This window comes from Aliinostoc sp. HNIBRCY26 (assembly GCF_050235535.1).
Taxonomy (GTDB): domain Bacteria; phylum Cyanobacteriota; class Cyanobacteriia; order Cyanobacteriales; family Nostocaceae; genus Trichormus.
In genome coordinates this window covers 1-16,330 of record NZ_CP189852.1, presented here as the reverse complement: position 1 = coordinate 16,330, position 16,330 = coordinate 1, and the positions used below count along the sequence as shown (strand labels likewise).

Annotated in this window: 21 protein-coding genes and 2 pseudogenes; 3 read left to right on the top strand and 20 right to left on the bottom strand. The window is 41.0% G+C overall.

From position 1 onward, the window contains the following. Positions 1-44: 44 nt before the first annotated feature. Complete coding sequence (locus ACQFX9_RS00115; RefSeq protein ID WP_427160163.1) at positions 45-467, top strand: hypothetical protein; 423 nt, start codon at positions 45-47, stop codon at positions 465-467. A 233-nt stretch (positions 468-700) separates the two neighbouring features. On the opposite strand, the gene ACQFX9_RS00110 is transcribed toward ACQFX9_RS00115, so the two are convergent. The 3 genes from ACQFX9_RS00110 to ACQFX9_RS00100 all read right to left on the bottom strand — a co-directional run bounded on the left by ACQFX9_RS00110 (position 701) and on the right by ACQFX9_RS00100 (position 2,376). After that, positions 701-1,069: a hypothetical protein gene (locus tag ACQFX9_RS00110; protein ID WP_427160162.1), complete on the bottom strand. Its 369-nt coding sequence runs from the start codon at positions 1,067-1,069 to the stop codon at positions 701-703. 139 nt (positions 1,070-1,208) lie between these two features. Beyond that, positions 1,209-1,775, bottom strand: a complete 567-nt coding sequence (locus ACQFX9_RS00105; RefSeq protein ID WP_427160161.1) for a hypothetical protein — start codon at positions 1,773-1,775, stop codon at positions 1,209-1,211. A gap of 133 nt (positions 1,776-1,908) precedes the next feature. Beyond that, positions 1,909-2,376: a hypothetical protein gene (locus ACQFX9_RS00100; RefSeq protein WP_427160160.1), complete on the bottom strand. Its 468-nt coding sequence runs from the start codon at positions 2,374-2,376 to the stop codon at positions 1,909-1,911. Positions 2,377-2,410: 34 nt separating this feature from the next. Between ACQFX9_RS00100 and ACQFX9_RS00095 the strand changes: the two genes are divergently transcribed. After that, positions 2,411-2,884: a hydrogenase maturation protease gene (locus ACQFX9_RS00095; RefSeq protein WP_427160159.1), complete on the top strand. Its 474-nt coding sequence runs from the start codon at positions 2,411-2,413 to the stop codon at positions 2,882-2,884. Between the two features lie 84 nt (positions 2,885-2,968). Here the strand turns inward: ACQFX9_RS00095 and ACQFX9_RS00090 are convergent, their stop codons facing one another. The 4 genes and pseudogenes from ACQFX9_RS00090 to ACQFX9_RS00075 form a co-directional block, all read right to left on the bottom strand. Then, complete coding sequence (locus ACQFX9_RS00090) at positions 2,969-3,343, bottom strand: hypothetical protein (RefSeq protein ID WP_427160158.1); 375 nt, start codon at positions 3,341-3,343, stop codon at positions 2,969-2,971. 19 nt (positions 3,344-3,362) lie between these two features. Beyond that, positions 3,363-4,648, bottom strand: a pseudogene (locus tag ACQFX9_RS00085) (nitroreductase family protein). Next, entirely contained in the window at positions 4,635-5,099 is a 465-nt protein-coding gene (locus tag ACQFX9_RS00080; RefSeq protein WP_427163037.1) for an ankyrin repeat domain-containing protein, read from the bottom strand. The pseudogene ACQFX9_RS00085 and the gene ACQFX9_RS00080 overlap by 14 nt, the downstream one beginning before the upstream one ends. 178 nt (positions 5,100-5,277) lie before the next feature. Beyond that, positions 5,278-5,871, bottom strand: a complete 594-nt coding sequence (locus ACQFX9_RS00075; RefSeq protein WP_236140282.1) for a CBS domain-containing protein — start codon at positions 5,869-5,871, stop codon at positions 5,278-5,280. Positions 5,872-6,618: 747 nt separating this feature from the next. Here ACQFX9_RS00075 and ACQFX9_RS00070 point away from each other — a divergent pair. After that, positions 6,619-6,828 carry a TOBE domain-containing protein gene (locus ACQFX9_RS00070; RefSeq protein ID WP_236140281.1) on the top strand — a complete coding sequence of 70 codons (210 nt, stop codon included), beginning with the start codon at positions 6,619-6,621 and terminating at the stop codon, positions 6,826-6,828. 228 nt (positions 6,829-7,056) lie between these two features. On the opposite strand, the gene ACQFX9_RS00065 is transcribed toward ACQFX9_RS00070, so the two are convergent. The 13 genes and pseudogenes from ACQFX9_RS00065 to ACQFX9_RS00005 all read right to left on the bottom strand — a co-directional run. Next, positions 7,057-7,302 (bottom strand): FeoA domain-containing protein, encoded by a 246-nt coding sequence (locus ACQFX9_RS00065; protein ID WP_427160157.1) that lies wholly within the window; start codon positions 7,300-7,302, stop codon positions 7,057-7,059. A gap of 127 nt (positions 7,303-7,429) precedes the next feature. Continuing rightward, positions 7,430-7,729, bottom strand: a complete 300-nt coding sequence (locus tag ACQFX9_RS00060) for a 2Fe-2S iron-sulfur cluster-binding protein (protein ID WP_103135409.1) — start codon at positions 7,727-7,729, stop codon at positions 7,430-7,432. Between the two features lie 151 nt (positions 7,730-7,880). Next, a complete protein-coding gene (locus ACQFX9_RS00055; protein WP_427160156.1) occupies positions 7,881-8,255 on the bottom strand; it encodes a HesB/IscA family protein in 375 nt (124 codons plus the stop codon). 62 nt (positions 8,256-8,317) lie between these two features. Then, positions 8,318-9,118, bottom strand: coding sequence for a HesA/MoeB/ThiF family protein (locus ACQFX9_RS00050; RefSeq protein ID WP_427160155.1), 801 nt, complete (start codon positions 9,116-9,118; stop codon positions 8,318-8,320). A gap of 10 nt (positions 9,119-9,128) precedes the next feature. Continuing rightward, positions 9,129-9,443: a nitrogenase-stabilizing/protective protein NifW gene (gene nifW / locus ACQFX9_RS00045; RefSeq protein ID WP_427160154.1), complete on the bottom strand. Its 315-nt coding sequence runs from the start codon at positions 9,441-9,443 to the stop codon at positions 9,129-9,131. Next, positions 9,440-9,655, bottom strand: coding sequence for a CCE_0567 family metalloprotein (locus tag ACQFX9_RS00040; protein ID WP_427160153.1), 216 nt, complete (start codon positions 9,653-9,655; stop codon positions 9,440-9,442). The genes nifW and ACQFX9_RS00040 overlap by 4 nt, the downstream gene beginning before the upstream one ends. Before the next feature lie 196 nt (positions 9,656-9,851). Beyond that, entirely contained in the window at positions 9,852-10,328 is a 477-nt protein-coding gene (locus ACQFX9_RS00035) for a NifX-associated nitrogen fixation protein (protein ID WP_427160152.1), read from the bottom strand. Further along, positions 10,325-10,738: a nitrogen fixation protein NifX gene (gene nifX, locus ACQFX9_RS00030; protein WP_427160151.1), complete on the bottom strand. Its 414-nt coding sequence runs from the start codon at positions 10,736-10,738 to the stop codon at positions 10,325-10,327. The genes ACQFX9_RS00035 and nifX overlap by 4 nt, the downstream gene beginning before the upstream one ends. Before the next feature lie 100 nt (positions 10,739-10,838). Then, entirely contained in the window at positions 10,839-12,164 is a 1,326-nt protein-coding gene (gene nifN, locus ACQFX9_RS00025) for a nitrogenase iron-molybdenum cofactor biosynthesis protein NifN (protein ID WP_427160150.1), read from the bottom strand. Positions 12,165-12,298: 134 nt separating this feature from the next. Then, on the bottom strand, positions 12,299-13,738 hold the full coding sequence (gene nifE / locus ACQFX9_RS00020) for a nitrogenase iron-molybdenum cofactor biosynthesis protein NifE (RefSeq protein WP_427160149.1): 1,440 nt from the start codon (positions 13,736-13,738) through the stop codon (positions 12,299-12,301). 244 nt (positions 13,739-13,982) lie between these two features. Then, the gene (locus ACQFX9_RS00015; protein WP_427160148.1) at positions 13,983-14,306 is read right to left on the bottom strand and encodes a Mo-dependent nitrogenase C-terminal domain-containing protein; all 324 of its coding nucleotides are present in this window, start codon (positions 14,304-14,306) and stop codon (positions 13,983-13,985) included. Between the two features lie 147 nt (positions 14,307-14,453). Continuing rightward, positions 14,454-15,992 (bottom strand): nitrogenase molybdenum-iron protein subunit beta, encoded by a 1,539-nt coding sequence (gene nifK, locus ACQFX9_RS00010; RefSeq protein WP_427160147.1) that lies wholly within the window; start codon positions 15,990-15,992, stop codon positions 14,454-14,456. 198 nt (positions 15,993-16,190) lie between these two features. Next, positions 16,191-16,328 (bottom strand): annotated as a pseudogene (locus ACQFX9_RS00005) (nitrogenase molybdenum-iron protein subunit alpha); the annotation flags it as partial. Between the last annotated feature and the right edge of the window lie 2 nt (positions 16,329-16,330).

Below are 16,330 nucleotides of genomic sequence, written 5' to 3'. Positions count from 1 at the left end.
CTTGCCTTAATGCACTGCTGTAAAAGTTAAATAAAGGTGAGCCTGTGTCTAATTTAGAACTACATAAATATTTCCCTAAACTTCCAGAAGCAGCCCTCAAAGAATTTGCTGAGTGGTGTATTTTAGAGCAGGTAAAATCAGCAGGAATAGAATTTACTCCTGATCTAAGTAAGTTAGAAAATCTGATTCCCAATGAATATATTTGGCAACTGATTGATCAGTTCATGAAAAGTAGACCAGACCCCATAAAAACCGGACTTGTCTCCGCAATGGCTGGACAAGAAGCTGATAGTCACGGCTTAATAGGTTCAGCAATTATGGTGGATTTTTTATCTCTTTATGTTAAGTATTTAATCCCAGAAAATGGTACTACTCCAGAAGAAGCAAAAACATTAATTACTGAAGCAGCAATTCAACAGTATGAAAAGCTTTCTGAATTGGCTGATAAATATAATGTGACTTTTTAATTAGTTTCAAAAATATGGGTTACAGAGAACGGTATCGGATATATTTTGGCTGCTGTTTTCTGTCTAACTTTTCACGTTGTGTGGAAAAGTTAACGCAAAACCTAACCCCCTAACCCCCTTCCCTAGTAGGGAAGGGGGAAAATTAAAGCCTCTCTCCTTTTAGGGGAGAGGTTTGGAGAGGGGTTTTCCATATCTCATGAAAAGTCAGCTCTTCTTTAACCTGTAAATATCTCTTAGTTTACAGGAAGAATCTCTTTATTAACTTCAAAGAGATGTGGATTTTTAGGATCAACTGTGACTCGCAACCATTGAACATTGGGATCACCAAAGGTTTCTACACGAGTAAAGTTTGTGACAACTGTATTGGGTAGGGTATCAATATTTAAGGGTTTATCAATGCGGAAATAATGGGTATCGCCATTAACAATCATGACAGGCTTACTATACTCTTTTAGTTCAGCCTTTAAAGTGTTGATAAAATCACTAAAGCCATTTTGCTGTGCATTGGCTGGAACACTAAAGTTATTAGGATTAGCATGAATAATAATCACCATTCCCTGGTAATTTTTAGCTTTAGCTGTTGCAAATGCTTTGCTTGACATCCCATCAGCTTGAAAAATTACTGGCAGCTTAATTTGATGATATTAAGAATAAATTAAGGAAAATGTTGTGAATTGGTAAATACTAATGTAAAGCGATCGCACTCTCTACACTAGTTTTCCCGCCATAGATTTACAAAACTCAATTATCTGCTGGTACTAAATTCACATCATCACAAGAACCACCAGAGAGGCGATAATCATCTACTTGCACCCAACTATCTTGACCTAATGCCCAAAATCCAGTGAAGATATTGTACACAGATTCATTACCTGTTCTAAATCTCAGAGTCAAAGGTGTATAACCAGGTAGACTACCAAATTTCAATTCTGTAAACACCTTTTGTCTAGCATCTCTCACCCCAAAATAACCATCTGTCACGTTACCGGAAGTGCGAACATAGGCTGTTAACACATATTGGGTATTAGGCTGGAGTCTGACACGCTGACGGATACCATTCCATCCCGAAACATTCCGCATCCAAGCGTTATTTCTCCCAGCATGACTGTATCCCGCCCCAACATCAATACCAACTCTCCCTTCACCAACCCACGGACTAGAAACTCTTTGGCTAGCCTGTCCTTCAAAATTACCACCAGACAAAGGAGCAGCACAAGAAGCGTGAGTTTGGGTAGCTGAAAGACTGAAAGTAACTAAAGTAGTAATAACTGCGGCGATTTTAGCAATTGAGGAATGTAGTTTAGTCATTGAGCTGGATACCTTAATTGTGGGTAATGATGAAACATGACAAGTAATCATATGTTCCCACAATTAGTTTTATGCACATCAGATGAATTGGAGCCTATGAGTTGATCAAATTCACCAATATATGTTTTCTTAATTAACCCATACCTTGATTTCTGTTAATTGATTCTACCCATTGACGCTGAAATTCTTCTTGAATTTCAACAGTAACAGGCTCAACATCTTCTCCAGTAGCAAAAATGCGTACTAAATCATGACGAGTAGGATAACTACCAATTTTTGCTTTATAAACTTTCAATCCTAAACCCATCTCTAATGCCATTCCGGTAACTATAATGTTACGATTTGCGCCGTAACATATTGGATAAATATCTTGTAAAGCTAATTGTCTGCGAATCAGCTTCAATGCTCCAAAAAAATGCCAATCCATACATTCAATTTCACCATTAGCCCATTTCATTAAAATTCTACAGTCAGTGTGTCTTCCTCTGTTATCATTCCAATCTCGACAACCAAGTTCTACAGATGCAGGAAACAAATGATCACTAGAATTTTTGAGAAAAAATTCATATTGTCCATATGGTGTTTCGGGAATATTGGACATAAAAGCAGAATTAAAATTGGTAGCTAATTACTCTATGCTAACAATAATTGGTTGTGGGAATCTCAATCGCAGTGATGATGCTGTAGGCGTAATCATTGCCCAACGCCTACAAAAATACCTAGCCGAAAATCCTCATCCTAACGTACAAATATATGACTGTGGAACAGCCGGGATGGAGGTAATGTTTCAGGCTAGGGGTAGTAAAAAGTTAGTAATTATAGATGCTAGTTCCACAGGTTCAGAACCTGGTGCAGTCTTTCAAGTTCCTGGGGAAGAATTAGCAACGTTACCAGAACCTAGTTATAACCTGCATGATTTTCGTTGGGATCATGCTTTAGCTGCGGGAAAGAAAATCTTTCCCGATGATTTCCCGCAAGATGTAATTGTTTATTTAATTGAAGCTGTGAGTCTTGATTTTGGACTAGATTTAAGTCCTGTGGTGCAAAATGCTGCTGATTTGGTATTTGAAAAAATCACTCAAATAATTCGTAATTATGACAGGGCATAGGGCATTGGGAATAAAAAATCAAAAGACAAATATTCTTTAATTTTGAATTTTGAATTTTGAATTCTTTTGCCCCCCTGCCTCCTTTCAAGCCATATCACGATACACAGAAAGTTCATCTACCCTCATTTCAAAAGGTACACCTTCACTCTCTGGAGGACAAACGCGAATCTTAGCACTGCTCACGATTTGGTTGAGTAATTTACCCATTGGTACGAGTTTTTGTAGTACCCGCCAATTCGTAACTTGATCTGGACATTCAATCACCAATGTCATAGCATTGGCTTGAGTTGTAACGTACCATCTACAATTAGATAACAAATTTTTTAGAGTGCGATCGCAAGCTTCGTAAAAATACCTGCTAATCGAATACTCTAGTTGCTGTCTCAAGATAATATCAGCCGATGATGGCTGCATAGGATGATAGTCATCACTATTAAAATAGAAACTCTGCCCTTTCATTTCTAATCACAATCCTAAATTAAATGCCAATTGCTACTGCATAAAGCACATCTTTTTCTGTTTTTAAGAATTCTGGGTTTCATCATCATAAAAAGCACCAATGCCACTACATTGAATGCCTATATAATTACTTACCAGATAAATTCTCTGCCCCAGAAACCCAGCTATTTGCATAGCAGTTTGATAGCTGGTATATTCACATACAAGGAAAAAAATCACACCACAATCTTTGGCAATAATTTGATTAATACACAAGTAACCAGTTTGTTCACTAAAGTTACCTGCTTTCACCAAATTCACGCCTTTATATAACCCTGGTGACATTCCTTCAACACGATGCACCACCGCATAAACTTCTATTTCTTCAAAGTTCGCCGTTGGGACTGGCTGATTTAGTCTTTGCAAGATATATAAATATTGTTCTTGCAAAATGGACTCTTTCCGGAAACGTCTAATCGAACGCCTATTCCAGACAGTTTGGTAGAATTTTTCAGGCTCAAAATCAAATTGAGGCTGTTGAAATTGTTGTTGGCGACTCGTTTGACAAGCTGTTGCTTGATAGCTATCTTCAATAAATTGATTAGCTTCAAAATAATCTGTACCACAAACAAAAGGAACTTTGAGCCTCAGTTTTCTCACACTTTTCGCTTGTACTTCACCAGATACTGCACAAGCTGTAATAAACTCTTTATTCTCAAATACTAATGCTGTATTGAGAGCGAGTTTATCAAAGTCAAAAATTAACTGGATATTACGTTCATGGAGATAAGCAGATGCTGCAATAGCACCTAAATGGTGTCCGCTATCTAACAGACAATATCTTATGCTCCTGTTTTTATATTTCCAGCTAGACCTATAATAAACAGAACTAATTAAAAAAATGAATCCGCTTATACTTTTGCCTTGTATAATATAACTCTCTAACCCATCATCAATTAATTCATAGATGAGTGTTAGACAATTATTCTCAACTTCTAAATGATAAATTCCATCCACTATTTCCGGCATTCCGCGAATTTGTACATATACCTCAGTAGGGTACAACGCGCCTGCTGATGGATTTACCCGTAGTTTATAGGCAGTATTTTTATACAATTTTTCTAAAGTAACAGCACTAGTTAGCCAAATAAAAGAGTGAATTTTATTATTGAGATTTAATTTCACTCTTCGATAGAACTTGGGATAAACTTTAAATGCAGTTGGCTGAGTTGCAGCATCAACATAATTTGGATCAAGCTGCACCGATAAGTATGAATGCTTGGTGTTTTCATGATAGCTGCGACTAGAACAATTATTTTGCAGCATTCTTCAAAATCCTCAAAACTTCTATTGTGCTAGCAAAATCTATGGCTCTATAGTCATCCAAATTTTTTAAATTTAAGTTAGGATGGTATTGTAAAAGCAATCTCAATACTTCCGCTTTACCTGATGATGCAGCATACATTGCCACAGTTGCACCATTATCATTTTGATTATCAATATTAATTTTATGAGCCAGTAAAAAATCAATTAAATCGTAGTGATTACCAAAACAAGCAAACCACAAAGCATTATTTCCATCATTATTTCTAGCATGAATGTCAGCCCCAGCCTTGATTAACTCTTCGACAATTGTAAATATCCCCTCACGCGTTGCTTTCATCAAAGCGGTGTCACCATTTTCACCAGATCGATTTAAATCTGCTATGTCGTAACCTCTCGCAGTTAACCATTGCTGAGTTTCTGCACTCAAATTAGGGTTACTTTTTTTATTCATCATATTTTTGTATCAACCAACAATTTACGCAATAATAGATAATGGTGGGCATTGCCCACCATCTCTAAACACAATGCTATAGAAATCTGTCGCTGTGAGTTGTAAACTCAGGCTCTAAAGTGTGAAAAGTCAGTAAATAAGTAACTCTATCTTTTACTTATTACCTTTACTCTTACCTTTAGACAGTAGCAAACAGTGGTTTTTCTGCAAATATTTCTCTAGTAGATTTCTCTGGTTTAGGTAAGCCATAATAACAAGCTTCGGTTTCGAGTTCGTCTACAAAATCCCACGCTTCTATAGCCCGTTTAGAATCTGGTCCATAGTTAGCAGAAATTGCACGCGCATCGGAAACAGCTCTGTGTAGTTCTTTCCGCAAGAATACCAGTTTTGGTTTAGCAATAAAGTCATCCTTGCTGACAATATCAGTTACAGAAATTACACCCAATAATTCGCCACGAATTACAGGCGCGCACCACACATTAGTATTGGTTAATAATCGTGCTACATATTCCACATCGAGATCAGGATCAATCACGATGCAGGGTTTACTCATAACTTCGTAAACATGAACTTTTTCAGGATCTTTACCATAAGCAACAACCTTACCTGCAATATCAGCCACAGTCACGATACCGTAAGCATCAGCACTATGACGAGGTTCTACGATTAACGCACGCAGTCCTTTGAGCCTTAAGAGTCTGACTGCTTCTGCTACAGTTGCGGAACTGCTAATTGTAGCTACATCTTGAGTCATAATTTGTTTGGCTCTCATAATTACTGCTCCTTATGTTTGCAAGGAAGGAAATTATTGCTAAACTGCTACAATTTTGCCAAAACTATTTTTGCGTAGGCGGCAAAATTAACCGATTACCTGTGAATTGGTAGTTAATTTATTTGCTACCTTGATCAAAACGTTTTAGGTAATATAGACATACCTGTGATGCAGTTACCTAACTATTTCACACCTTAATTATTCTGGTGTTTTTCGGCAAAGATTTACGCAGTTTCTACCTAATTGCAGCTCTCTGGCTTGCTATTAAATTGATGTGATTGACCAGTATTAAGGTAGGAATGTCTGAAATCACCCTGTTGTGGCTTTTTGCTGAAGTTTCAGTTCACTAGCAACAATTTAGCTTACTTATATATTATCACTCTGATAAGTTCAGATCATGAACCTTTATAAATATTCCCGTGTATATTGATTAAAACCGCTTAAAAATTACGAAAAAAACCACCATTTTTGTTTTTGTATTGTATTATGCAATTTCTTGGTTTTTGTAGATACAAAATAGCTTATTTTAGCTATATTTAATCTCACCATGTGTCAATAAAAATATGATTAATACTGTGAGAATACAAATATTTCGTAAGCAATGCAACTATCTAATTAGGTAAATATTATGCTGCACTATTGTTAAATTTATCTCTAGTAGGATTCTTAAGAGAATCTAAAATTGATTATCTATTACCTAAAAAGTTGGTATTCTGTCAGATGTAAACACTCAAAACTCAATAATATATGGAAGTTAGTGCGCGTAATTTTCTCAAAACGACGGTTAAAAAAGTTGTTCCAGGTGCGATAAATACAGAGATAACTTTAGAACTTGCACCTGGAGTAGAGATAGTTTCTATTATCACCAAATCATCCGCCGACAAGTTACAACTAACTGAAGGTAAGCAAGCTTATGCTTTGATCAAATCTTCAGATGTGATAGTGGCTATTGATTAAACTCATTCTGAAAATCCAGATTTTGCCCAGCGACACTGTACTTGAGCAACAGCACAGTGTCGTAGGACTTTAGTCTTGACTAGGGAACACCAAAAAATAAATTATCCCAAATAAACAGCTTAGTAGGGTGCGTCAGTGCGAGAAAACCTAACTATACCAAGAGATTATTCATACTGACGCACCCTACAGTTTGGATATTTTTTTACCTGGAATTCCCCTACCAAATAATTAAATTATCCGCACATAAATAGTGCGTGCCAATTCTTTATCGATTTCTATTAAAATGCTACCGACTTTGATTAATATTACGGGAAACTTTTGTACAACAGTAATAGATGTACCTGTTGTTAAACCTAATAATTTCAGTTTCTTCAGAAACGCCTGATCCTGAACCTGGCAAAAAGTAACTATACCTTGTTCTCCTAGTTGAAGCAATTCTAAAGAGCTACCAGCCACACTAAATGGAGTAAACATTGGTATCCCCTGCAAAAATTCAAGCTGTAATATTTCTTCTAGATAAAGAATCAGGATGAAATTAACACTTCATCCTGATAGATATATGTTTTCAACAGATGTAAATAGTAGCGACTACAGCCATTGATTAAGCAAGATAAGGTTCTTGATGGGTTTTGATTGTGCAGTTAGAACGAGGATAGGTAACGCACAATAAAGCGAATCCTTTGCCTACTTGTTCGTCATCTAAGAAGATTTGATCATCTTGGTTGATTTCACCTTCAACGACTTTACCCACACAGCTAGAGCAAGAACCTGAATGGCAAGAGAAAGGTAATTCAATACCATTTTCTTCTGCACCATCCAAAATTGTGGTATCTTCGTCAATCTCAATTGTGGTGTCGATGTTTTCTTTTTTGCTGATCAGTCTAACTTGATATGTTGCCATTTTCCGGTTCTCCTCAAGATTTATCGGATGGGACTAGTTTCTCGAAGTGAATAAATCTCCCTTAATGCTTCGAGAATGGTGGCGGAGAAAGACACCGCTTTTGTTGCGATATCAATACAAGCAAGTGTCTATTTTGTTTAAGGGAAACTTTTTAGCTGCAAGGTACGCCTTCAGGGGAGCAATCACCAGCTTTGAAGGACTTACCACAACCACAGGTGCTAGTGGCTTTGGGGTTAGTGAATTTAAAGCCACTTTCTACAACACCTTCCACAAAATCGATAATCAATCCTTCTAATAAAGGTGCGCTTTTGGCATCTATATAAACTGGTACTTTACCTTGTTGGATGACGATATCATCTGGCTGGGGTTGGCTGGTGATTTCCATTCCATACTCGTAGCCACTGCAACCACCGTCTTTGACAGAGATGCGGACACCTTTAGTAGTTGTCTCATCAGTGTCAGCAGCTGAACCGCGCAAGAATGCTCGCAGACGAAATTCTGCTTTTTCTGTTAAAGTAACGGTCATCGAAACTCCTGATTTGTAGCGATTGGTGTTTTAGTGATGAGTAATGGGTGATGAGTAGTTAACTATGTGTGCAGTTGGTTACTCGTTTCCATTGAATTGGATTGAGCATATCGCCAAGGTGCGTTATTACCGCATACTGGACAAGAGCGATCGCGTTGAGAACGTCTCTTAGCAAATTCCATGCGGTTAAAATCAATGGTGAGTAATTGCGACAACAAAGGCTGACTAAACCCAGTAATCAGCTTGACTGCTTCTAGTGCTGTTAAACAAGCCAGTGTTCCAGACACCGCACCCAGCACAGAAAAACCACGCCGATCCCACTCAGGCTTCTCTGGAAAGAAACAGGACAAACAAGGAGTCACACCAGGAATAATGGTAGTTAAATAAGCCTCCATCCCGTTCATCGCTGCTTCCACCATTGGTTTGCGCCAGCGTACACAGGCTGCATTCAATAAATCACGCTCTGTAAAATTGTGAGCGCAATCTAGAGCCATATCCGCAGACTGCACTAACTCATCTACATTTTCTGGGGTGATATAGTCGTGAACTGCTTCGATTTGGATATCAGGATTGATCGCCTGTAGGGTTTCTTTGGCTTTGAAAACCCTCGGTTTACCTACCCAATCATCCGTCATCAAAATCTGACGATTCATATCGTCCATCCGCAGATCACCGCCTCGGACTAGGATTAACCGCCCAACGCCTGCTACTGCTAGGTAAAGCGCAGCCGTACCGCCTAATCCTCCCACACCAGTCACTAAAACCGTCGCCGACTTCAGACGCTTCTGAGCTACTTCGCCAAAATTGGGGAGCATCATTTGGCGACTATAACGTTCTAATTCGGTAGGCGTTAGGTTGATCACTTTATACCTCCTAATCAGACGTTAGTTCTGTCAGCGTGATTACATTTTTTGGCTTGTCTTTGAATACCTTGAACAGTTTTTGTTCTTGAGGAGATGATTCCAAAAAGGTCTGATAAGCCTGTTGCAGTGCTAGTGAGTATTGATTTAATTTTTCTTCGTTACTTAGTTCGGAATTGCTGTCAATTTCACTGATGAATTGTGAGAATTTTTTCAGGATATGTAAACGATTTACATTAACAAGTTTGGGGTCATATTCTAATTCAAAGAATTTAAAATATTCTTCGGCATCGGTAAGTTTTTTGAATTCTTCAATATTTTTAGTCATTTGCCTTGCTCCAATTGCTTGAGATGTTTTTTGAGTTCGTCAAGCTGATGATAAATTTCATAAGTTGCGGCTGCAACTTCCATTAATTGTGTGTAATTTGTGGGTAAGCCTTCTGCTAAGTCGTGCAAATCCATTTTCATTTGTCCGGCTTTGCTGTTGAGGCGTTTGATTTTATTTTTGAGTTCTTCAATGCTGGTGTTTTCTACTTGCATTGGGGGGTGATTGTATCAATATTTGGGCGGGGAGGGAGAGTTTTAAAAGGCTCGCGCATTCGCCTTCAGGCGTTCCCGAAGGGTAGGCGCAAAGTCGCAAAGAAGTGCGCGAAAGGATCTATTCGTTTTGTACCTGGTATTTATGCAAGAGTTATGAGAAGGAGCTATGTAACTCGTGACTCATAACTCAGCACTCCTAAAGTTTGCTGACTTCGCGGAAGCGGGTGGCTAGGTCTAGTCCTTTGGCGACGAATTTTTCGCCTTCTTCTGCTAGTTGTTCTAGGGATTCAAAACCAAAGCGGTGAGCGTCGCGGAGGGTTTTGACGGTGAGTAAGAGGCGACCGGAAAAGACTAAAGCCCAGCCAAAGCCTTCGTGACTTAGGTCAACTACTACTTGGGAAATTAAGCCGGTTTCTTGTTCGATTCTGGCGGCTATGGCGCGGAAAAATGACATGATTCGCGCTTGGGTGACGGCATCTACTTCACCTTCAACGGAAATTTCCCGTTTCTTTTTTTTGGGAACAATGAAGGGTTTTAGTAGTAGTTCGTCTGACCAATTACGGTAAACTCCGTAAGCGTCTTGTCCGCGAATTTGTAATACTAAGGTTTTGAGAAATGGTGAGGTGGCAACTACATTTGTAGCGGGATCGTTGACACTATTTTCTGCGCTCATACTGTTGCTTCGTCTTCTAATTCATCTGCAAAGTTTGTGGTTTTGGGTTGCAATGCTTTCCGCAACCAAGGGGGAGGATTACCTTTTAAGGTTTGGACTAATTTTGTGAGGAGTTCTTTGATTTCTTCTTCTTCAGAACGTGCCTTTACTGGGGTGACACCTTTTTTAATTAATTTAGCCGCAGCAGTTCCACCAATAGCTGTGACATATACAATGGCACAATCAACTAGTGCATCTAGTTTTGGTGTGATTTTATCATCATTACCATCTTGTTGTAAGTCACCCTCAAAATTTAAGGTTTCTAAAAATTGATATCCTTCAGCATCAATTTCATAGACATCAATTTCTCTCGCCCAGCCAAAGTGAGCATTAATATGTACGTGGTCGGTAGTTGTAAAGGCAATTTTCACTTTCATTCTCCTGCTTTTTTGGTCATTGGGGATGGGGCATAGGGAATTGGGCATTGGTAATTTATTCTCAATTCCCTAATTTGGAATTTTGTATTTTGAATTAATCAGTTTCCAGTCCCCATAAGTGTTTCACTCGTTCTTCTTCTGCTTCTAGAAATAGGTTGCCGATGCCAAATAAGACTTCCATTGAGCCGCGATAGCCTACTTTGGTGAATAGGCCATTGCCTAATCGGTCATAGATAGGTATACCGAGACGATAAAGAGGGATGGAAAGACGTTTGGCGATCGCAGCTACGTTAGAATTACCAATCAGCAGGTCAGATCCAACTGCCAATTCTTCTAAGTCTTCTAAGTCTCCAATAGTCACGCTCTTGATGGGGAGTTTTTCTAACAGGGGTGAGCGTGTTGTGGTCACGGCTGCATGAATTTGCGTCCCCATCGATTGCAGAAAGCGCACTGTTGACCACAGTAAGTCCGGTTCTAATGCTAAGGATACCCGCTTCGCACCAAAGTAAAAGTGCGTGTCTAACATTGCATCTTGCAATTGGCGACGTTGACGGCGATATTTTTCGGGTACGGGGTTGCTGCTCAGAATGGCTAATGCTTGCAAAAACTCGTCTACTGGTTCTAGTCCAGTCAATTCGCTAAATACTTCGTAAGGAATGCCAAACCGTTGTTCCAGAATTTTGGCTGCACCCCGCATACTTTCACCCAAGGCGATAGTAAAGGCGGAACAACCAACGGCTTTCAGTTGCGCCACGCTTGTACCACTGGCGGTGATGGCAGTATAACCATCTTCTAGATGTCCATCTAATGACGCGCCAATGTCAGGTACAAAGATGGGGATTAATCCAAAAGAGGTGACGATTTCTTTAATTTCTTGCAAATCCCCTGGAGTAAAGGCAGAACCCGCCAAAATTGTCACTTGCTCGCTTCTAATTGCCCCAGCTTGGGGAATTTGTTTCACTATGCTTTCGACAGCTGCTGCAAAACCATCTTGCAACGCGCCTTTAAAATCGGGTGTCGGTGCAAAAACTACGGGAATGTGAGCAAGTTCTGGATGGCGATCGCGGATATCCTTCAGGAATCTCTCAATATCATCGCCTCTGGTTTCTGTGAGTCCAGTGCTACACAAACCAATGATTTCGGGATTGGATTTCTCGACTAAGGTCAGAATCGCCTGTTCTACGTTTTCCTCACCACCAAGAATAGTCGTTACTTCCGTCATCGCCGTAGTAGCGAGGGGAATCGCTTCCCGAAAGTGACGAACTAACACCACCTTAGCGAAAGCTGTACAACCTTGCGAACCGTGGAACAGAGGAATCATCCCCCTCAATCCCAAAAAAGCCAACGACGCACCCAAAGCTTGACTTTGCTTGAGAGGATTAACTGCAACTGATTTGTCGGGAACAGTAACGACTGCCATTTAGATTAACTCCTGGGTAGAAAATGGGAAAGCAGGGGGAGCAGGGGAGGCAGGGGGAGCAGGGGAGGCAGGGGGAGCAGGGGGAGAAAAATTCCATACCCAGTCCCTAGTTCCCAATCCCCAGTCCCCAGTCCCTAATCCCCAATCCCCAATCCCTCAAAAACGCGATTTTGATTTTTGGTATATTCGTGAGCCAGTGTCCCCATATCTTCGTCCCAAGGTGCAGGCTTACGGATTTGTTCCCAAATCGGGCTGTAGAGGGCTTCGTAGAGTTCCCGCGCCATCTCCAACATACCTACATAACCAGCGTAGGGATGATGACGTTCTTGGTTGATATCGAGGAAGGGAATCCGGGCTTTAAGGGCGGTGTATTGGTTACGACCACCGGCAATTAACATATCTGCTTGTGTATCTTTTACTAGTTGTAGAAGTTCCTTGGCGTTGCCTTTTTCGAGCATGATGCCATCAGTACCCAGCAACTTCTTGATTTTCGCTTTGTCTTCTTCCGTACTCTTTCTTGTACTGGTAGCAACTACTTCTATACCTAAGTCCTTCGCTGCCGAGATAATCGACCAACTCTTGACACCACCTGTATATAATACAACTCGCTTACCTCTGAGGCGATCGCGGTAAGGAGCAAGTGCCAAATCGAGAGCCGCCATCTCTGACGCAATCAGCTGTTCAGTACGCTCTTGTAAATCAGGGTCGCCCAATTTGGCGGCAATATTACGCAGACATCGATTCATATCATCGATGCCATAAAAAGACTCTTCAATGTAGGGGATGCCGTATTGTTCCTCCATCTTTTTCGCCATATTGAGCAACGCCCGTGAACAAATCATCACGTTCAGCTTGGCGCGGTGGGCATAGCGGATTTCTTCAAACCGAGCATCGCCTGTAATTTTCGACAGGACGCGAATACCCAATTTTTCCAGTAACGGCAGGACTCCCCACATTTCCCCAGCGATGTTATATTCGCCGATTAAGTTTATATCATAGGGAGTGGTAAACTCCGGTTCTGCTGTCCCGACAACATAATCTAATAAAGCTTCACCGCCAAAACGGTTTCCGAGGTTCTTACTACCAATAAAACCAGGAGCAAATACAGGGATAACAGGAGTACCAATTTTTTCCGCCGCAGTTTTACAAACAGCATTGATATCATCACCAATCAAGGCTGTCACACAAGTAGCGTAAACAAATACCGCAGTGGGCTGGTAGCGGTTATGAATTTCCAGAATTGCCTTATATAGCTTCTTCTCACCACCGAAGATCACATCATTTTCTGACATATCAGTAGTGAAGCCCATTTTATACATTTTTGGGCCAGAAGAGAGACTACCACGACTACCCCAAGAATTACCAGCGCAGGCGATCGGCCCGTGAACCAAATGAGCCGCATCGACAATAGGCACAAGCGCAATCATCGCCCCATCAAAAGCACAACCCCCTTGAGCCGCCCCTGGTTGTGCTTGTTGACTACAAGACTTATTCTTCTTTGCACCGTGTTTCTCCTGATTATGCTCACATCCAGGTTGGTTGAGCAACTCATTAATTTTTCTTTGGGTGTTCATGCTCTCTTCTCGCACGCGATCGACATTTTAATTTTGAGTTATCAGTCATCAGTAATTCAGTTCTCAACTATCCACCTAATTACTGATGACCGTTCATAATAAACTTCTTGCAAAAATCCTCTCCAACACCGCGAAATCCTCCGCGTACCTCCGCGTTAACCTCCGCGACCCTTTGCGTTTAAAAACTTATCTGTAGTCGCATTTTCATAAACAAGACCTTTGCAAGAAATACGGCTATTAGCCTCTAGCAAATATACTTAGTAACATCCTCTCCACATTCATCAGCCAGATAAGACAAAGCTCGAAAACGCAATCCTACAAACTCGTCATACAGAGGATTAAGCTTACACAAAGCTGGAATATGAATAGTCCGCCCAAATAAATTAATATTTCGCTCAAAAGGACAACAGCAAGGAATTACCTGACATATGACATGAGCGAAACGAGCATTTTTAACTGGATAATTATCAACCAAACGACGCAAAGGACGCAGAACATCAAACGCGCCTGGTTGTTTATAGTTTGGTGGATGAAAATTAGGATGATGGTGAGTATGAGTTGTGGACATAGTAGATACTTCAGAATAGAGTGAGGAACAATTGAAACTTAGCTATTGCTTACTGGGGAGGGGGTTTCGGGTTTTAGTCCCTATTCCCCAGTCCCCAGTTTTAATCAATCACCTGATTTACTTCTCTTGGAACGCTAAAACCAAGTTCTAGCGAATCAAGTCGAAGGAGATGTCGGTCTTACCAGTGATGTTGCTGCTACGATCCATTTCATCCAGAATGGTGTTAACAACCCAGTTGAGGATGTTTAGACCACCTTGGTAGCCAAGGGTAGAATAGCGGTGTAAGTGGTGACGGTCAAAGATGGGATAACCAATACGTACCATTGGGATCTTAGTATCGCGCCACAGGTACTTACCGTAGGAGTTACCGATGAAGAAGTCTACAGGCTCGGTGAACAACAAGCTACGGAAGTGCCACAAGTCTTTTTGAATCCAAACTTTAGCTTCTTTACCGAAGGGGCTAGCAGCAAGGATTGCTTCCATTTCTTTCTTGAAGGTCTCATCGCCATTGTTGCAGAGGATGTGTACTGGTTCAGCACCCATTTCTAACAAGAAACTGGTGATGGAGATAATCAAGTCGGGGTCGCCGTAGATAGCGAACTTCTTACCATGAATCCAAGCGTAGGAGTCGGTGATAGCATCAACCAAACGACCGCGTTCGATTTCCAACTCTTCAGGAATAGCTTTACCGGTCAATTCAGAGATAGCAGTCAAGAACTCGTCAGTACCTTTAACACCGAAGGGACGCAGAACTTTGGTTTCTTGCTTCCATTGGGTTTTAATGTATTCGCGGGTTTTGGGTGTGGTGTAAGCTTGGAGAGCAACAGTAGCTTTAGCGTTGATAGAATCAGCCGCATCTTCCAGCTTTGTACCACCTGGGTACATTTCGTACTCACCGTTGTTTGGTGAATCAAAGTAGTCGCTGCTATCAGACAGAATGGTGTAGTCAACACCCATTGCACCTAGCATCCGCTTCAATTCGCGGTTGTTACCAACATAGGTATCAAAACCAGGAATGAAGTTGATTTTGCCATTGCTGGTAGCTTTCTTCTTACCTTCTGTCAAGTTAGACAGAATACCCTTCATCATGTTGTCATAGCCAGTGGTGTGAGAACCAACGAAGCTAGGTGTGTGAGCAAAGGGAACGGGGAAGTCTTGAGGAATAGAACCAGCGTTCTTAGAGTTGGTGATGAATGCACCTAAGTCATCACCGATAACTTCTGCCATACAGGTGGTGCAAACAGCAATCATCTTGGGCTTGTACAATTGGTAAGCAACTTGCATACCTTCAATCATGTTGTTCAAGCCACCGAATACTGCTGCGTCTTCTGTCATAGAAGAAGAAACTGCGGAGCAAGGCTCTTTGTAGTGACGGCTGAGGTGTGTACGGAAGTAAGCAACACAACCTTGAGAACCTTGAACGAAAGGTAAAGTGCCTTCAAAACCCAAAGCAGCGAACATCGCGCCTACAGGTTGGCAACCTTTAGCGGGGTTAACGGTTAAAGCTTCACGAGCGAAGTTCTTTTCCCGGTAGTCCCAAGATTTTGTCCATTCAGAAACTCTTTCAACTTCTTCAGGAGGATGTGCGCCTTCAAAGTTCTTTCTCTTGTTTTCAAACAGTTCTGTGTATTCTGGCTGTTTGAATAGATCAACGTGGTCTACAATTCTGTCTGGATTCTGTGGCATTTGTCTGTCTCTCTACGCTTGCTGGTTGGTTTAGTAAGTGATGTTTAGCAATAGCCTGGGTGACTTATTCCCCTGAAGGGAGTTACGAGTGATGAATCATGAATAATGAATGACACTTCATCCAGCATTCAGCATTCACCATTCCTCCCTCGTGTCCTGGGGCGCAGACACCCCAGGCTATCCGTCTATTTCTTGGAACTAGGCAGCAGCCTTAGCTTTTGTAGCGGTTTTCTTCCAAGGTGCGCCAATCAAGTCCCAAGTGGGGCTATTGAGGGCGAGATCCATATCACGAGCGAAGATAGCAAATCCGTCATAACCGTGATAAGGGCCGGAGTAAT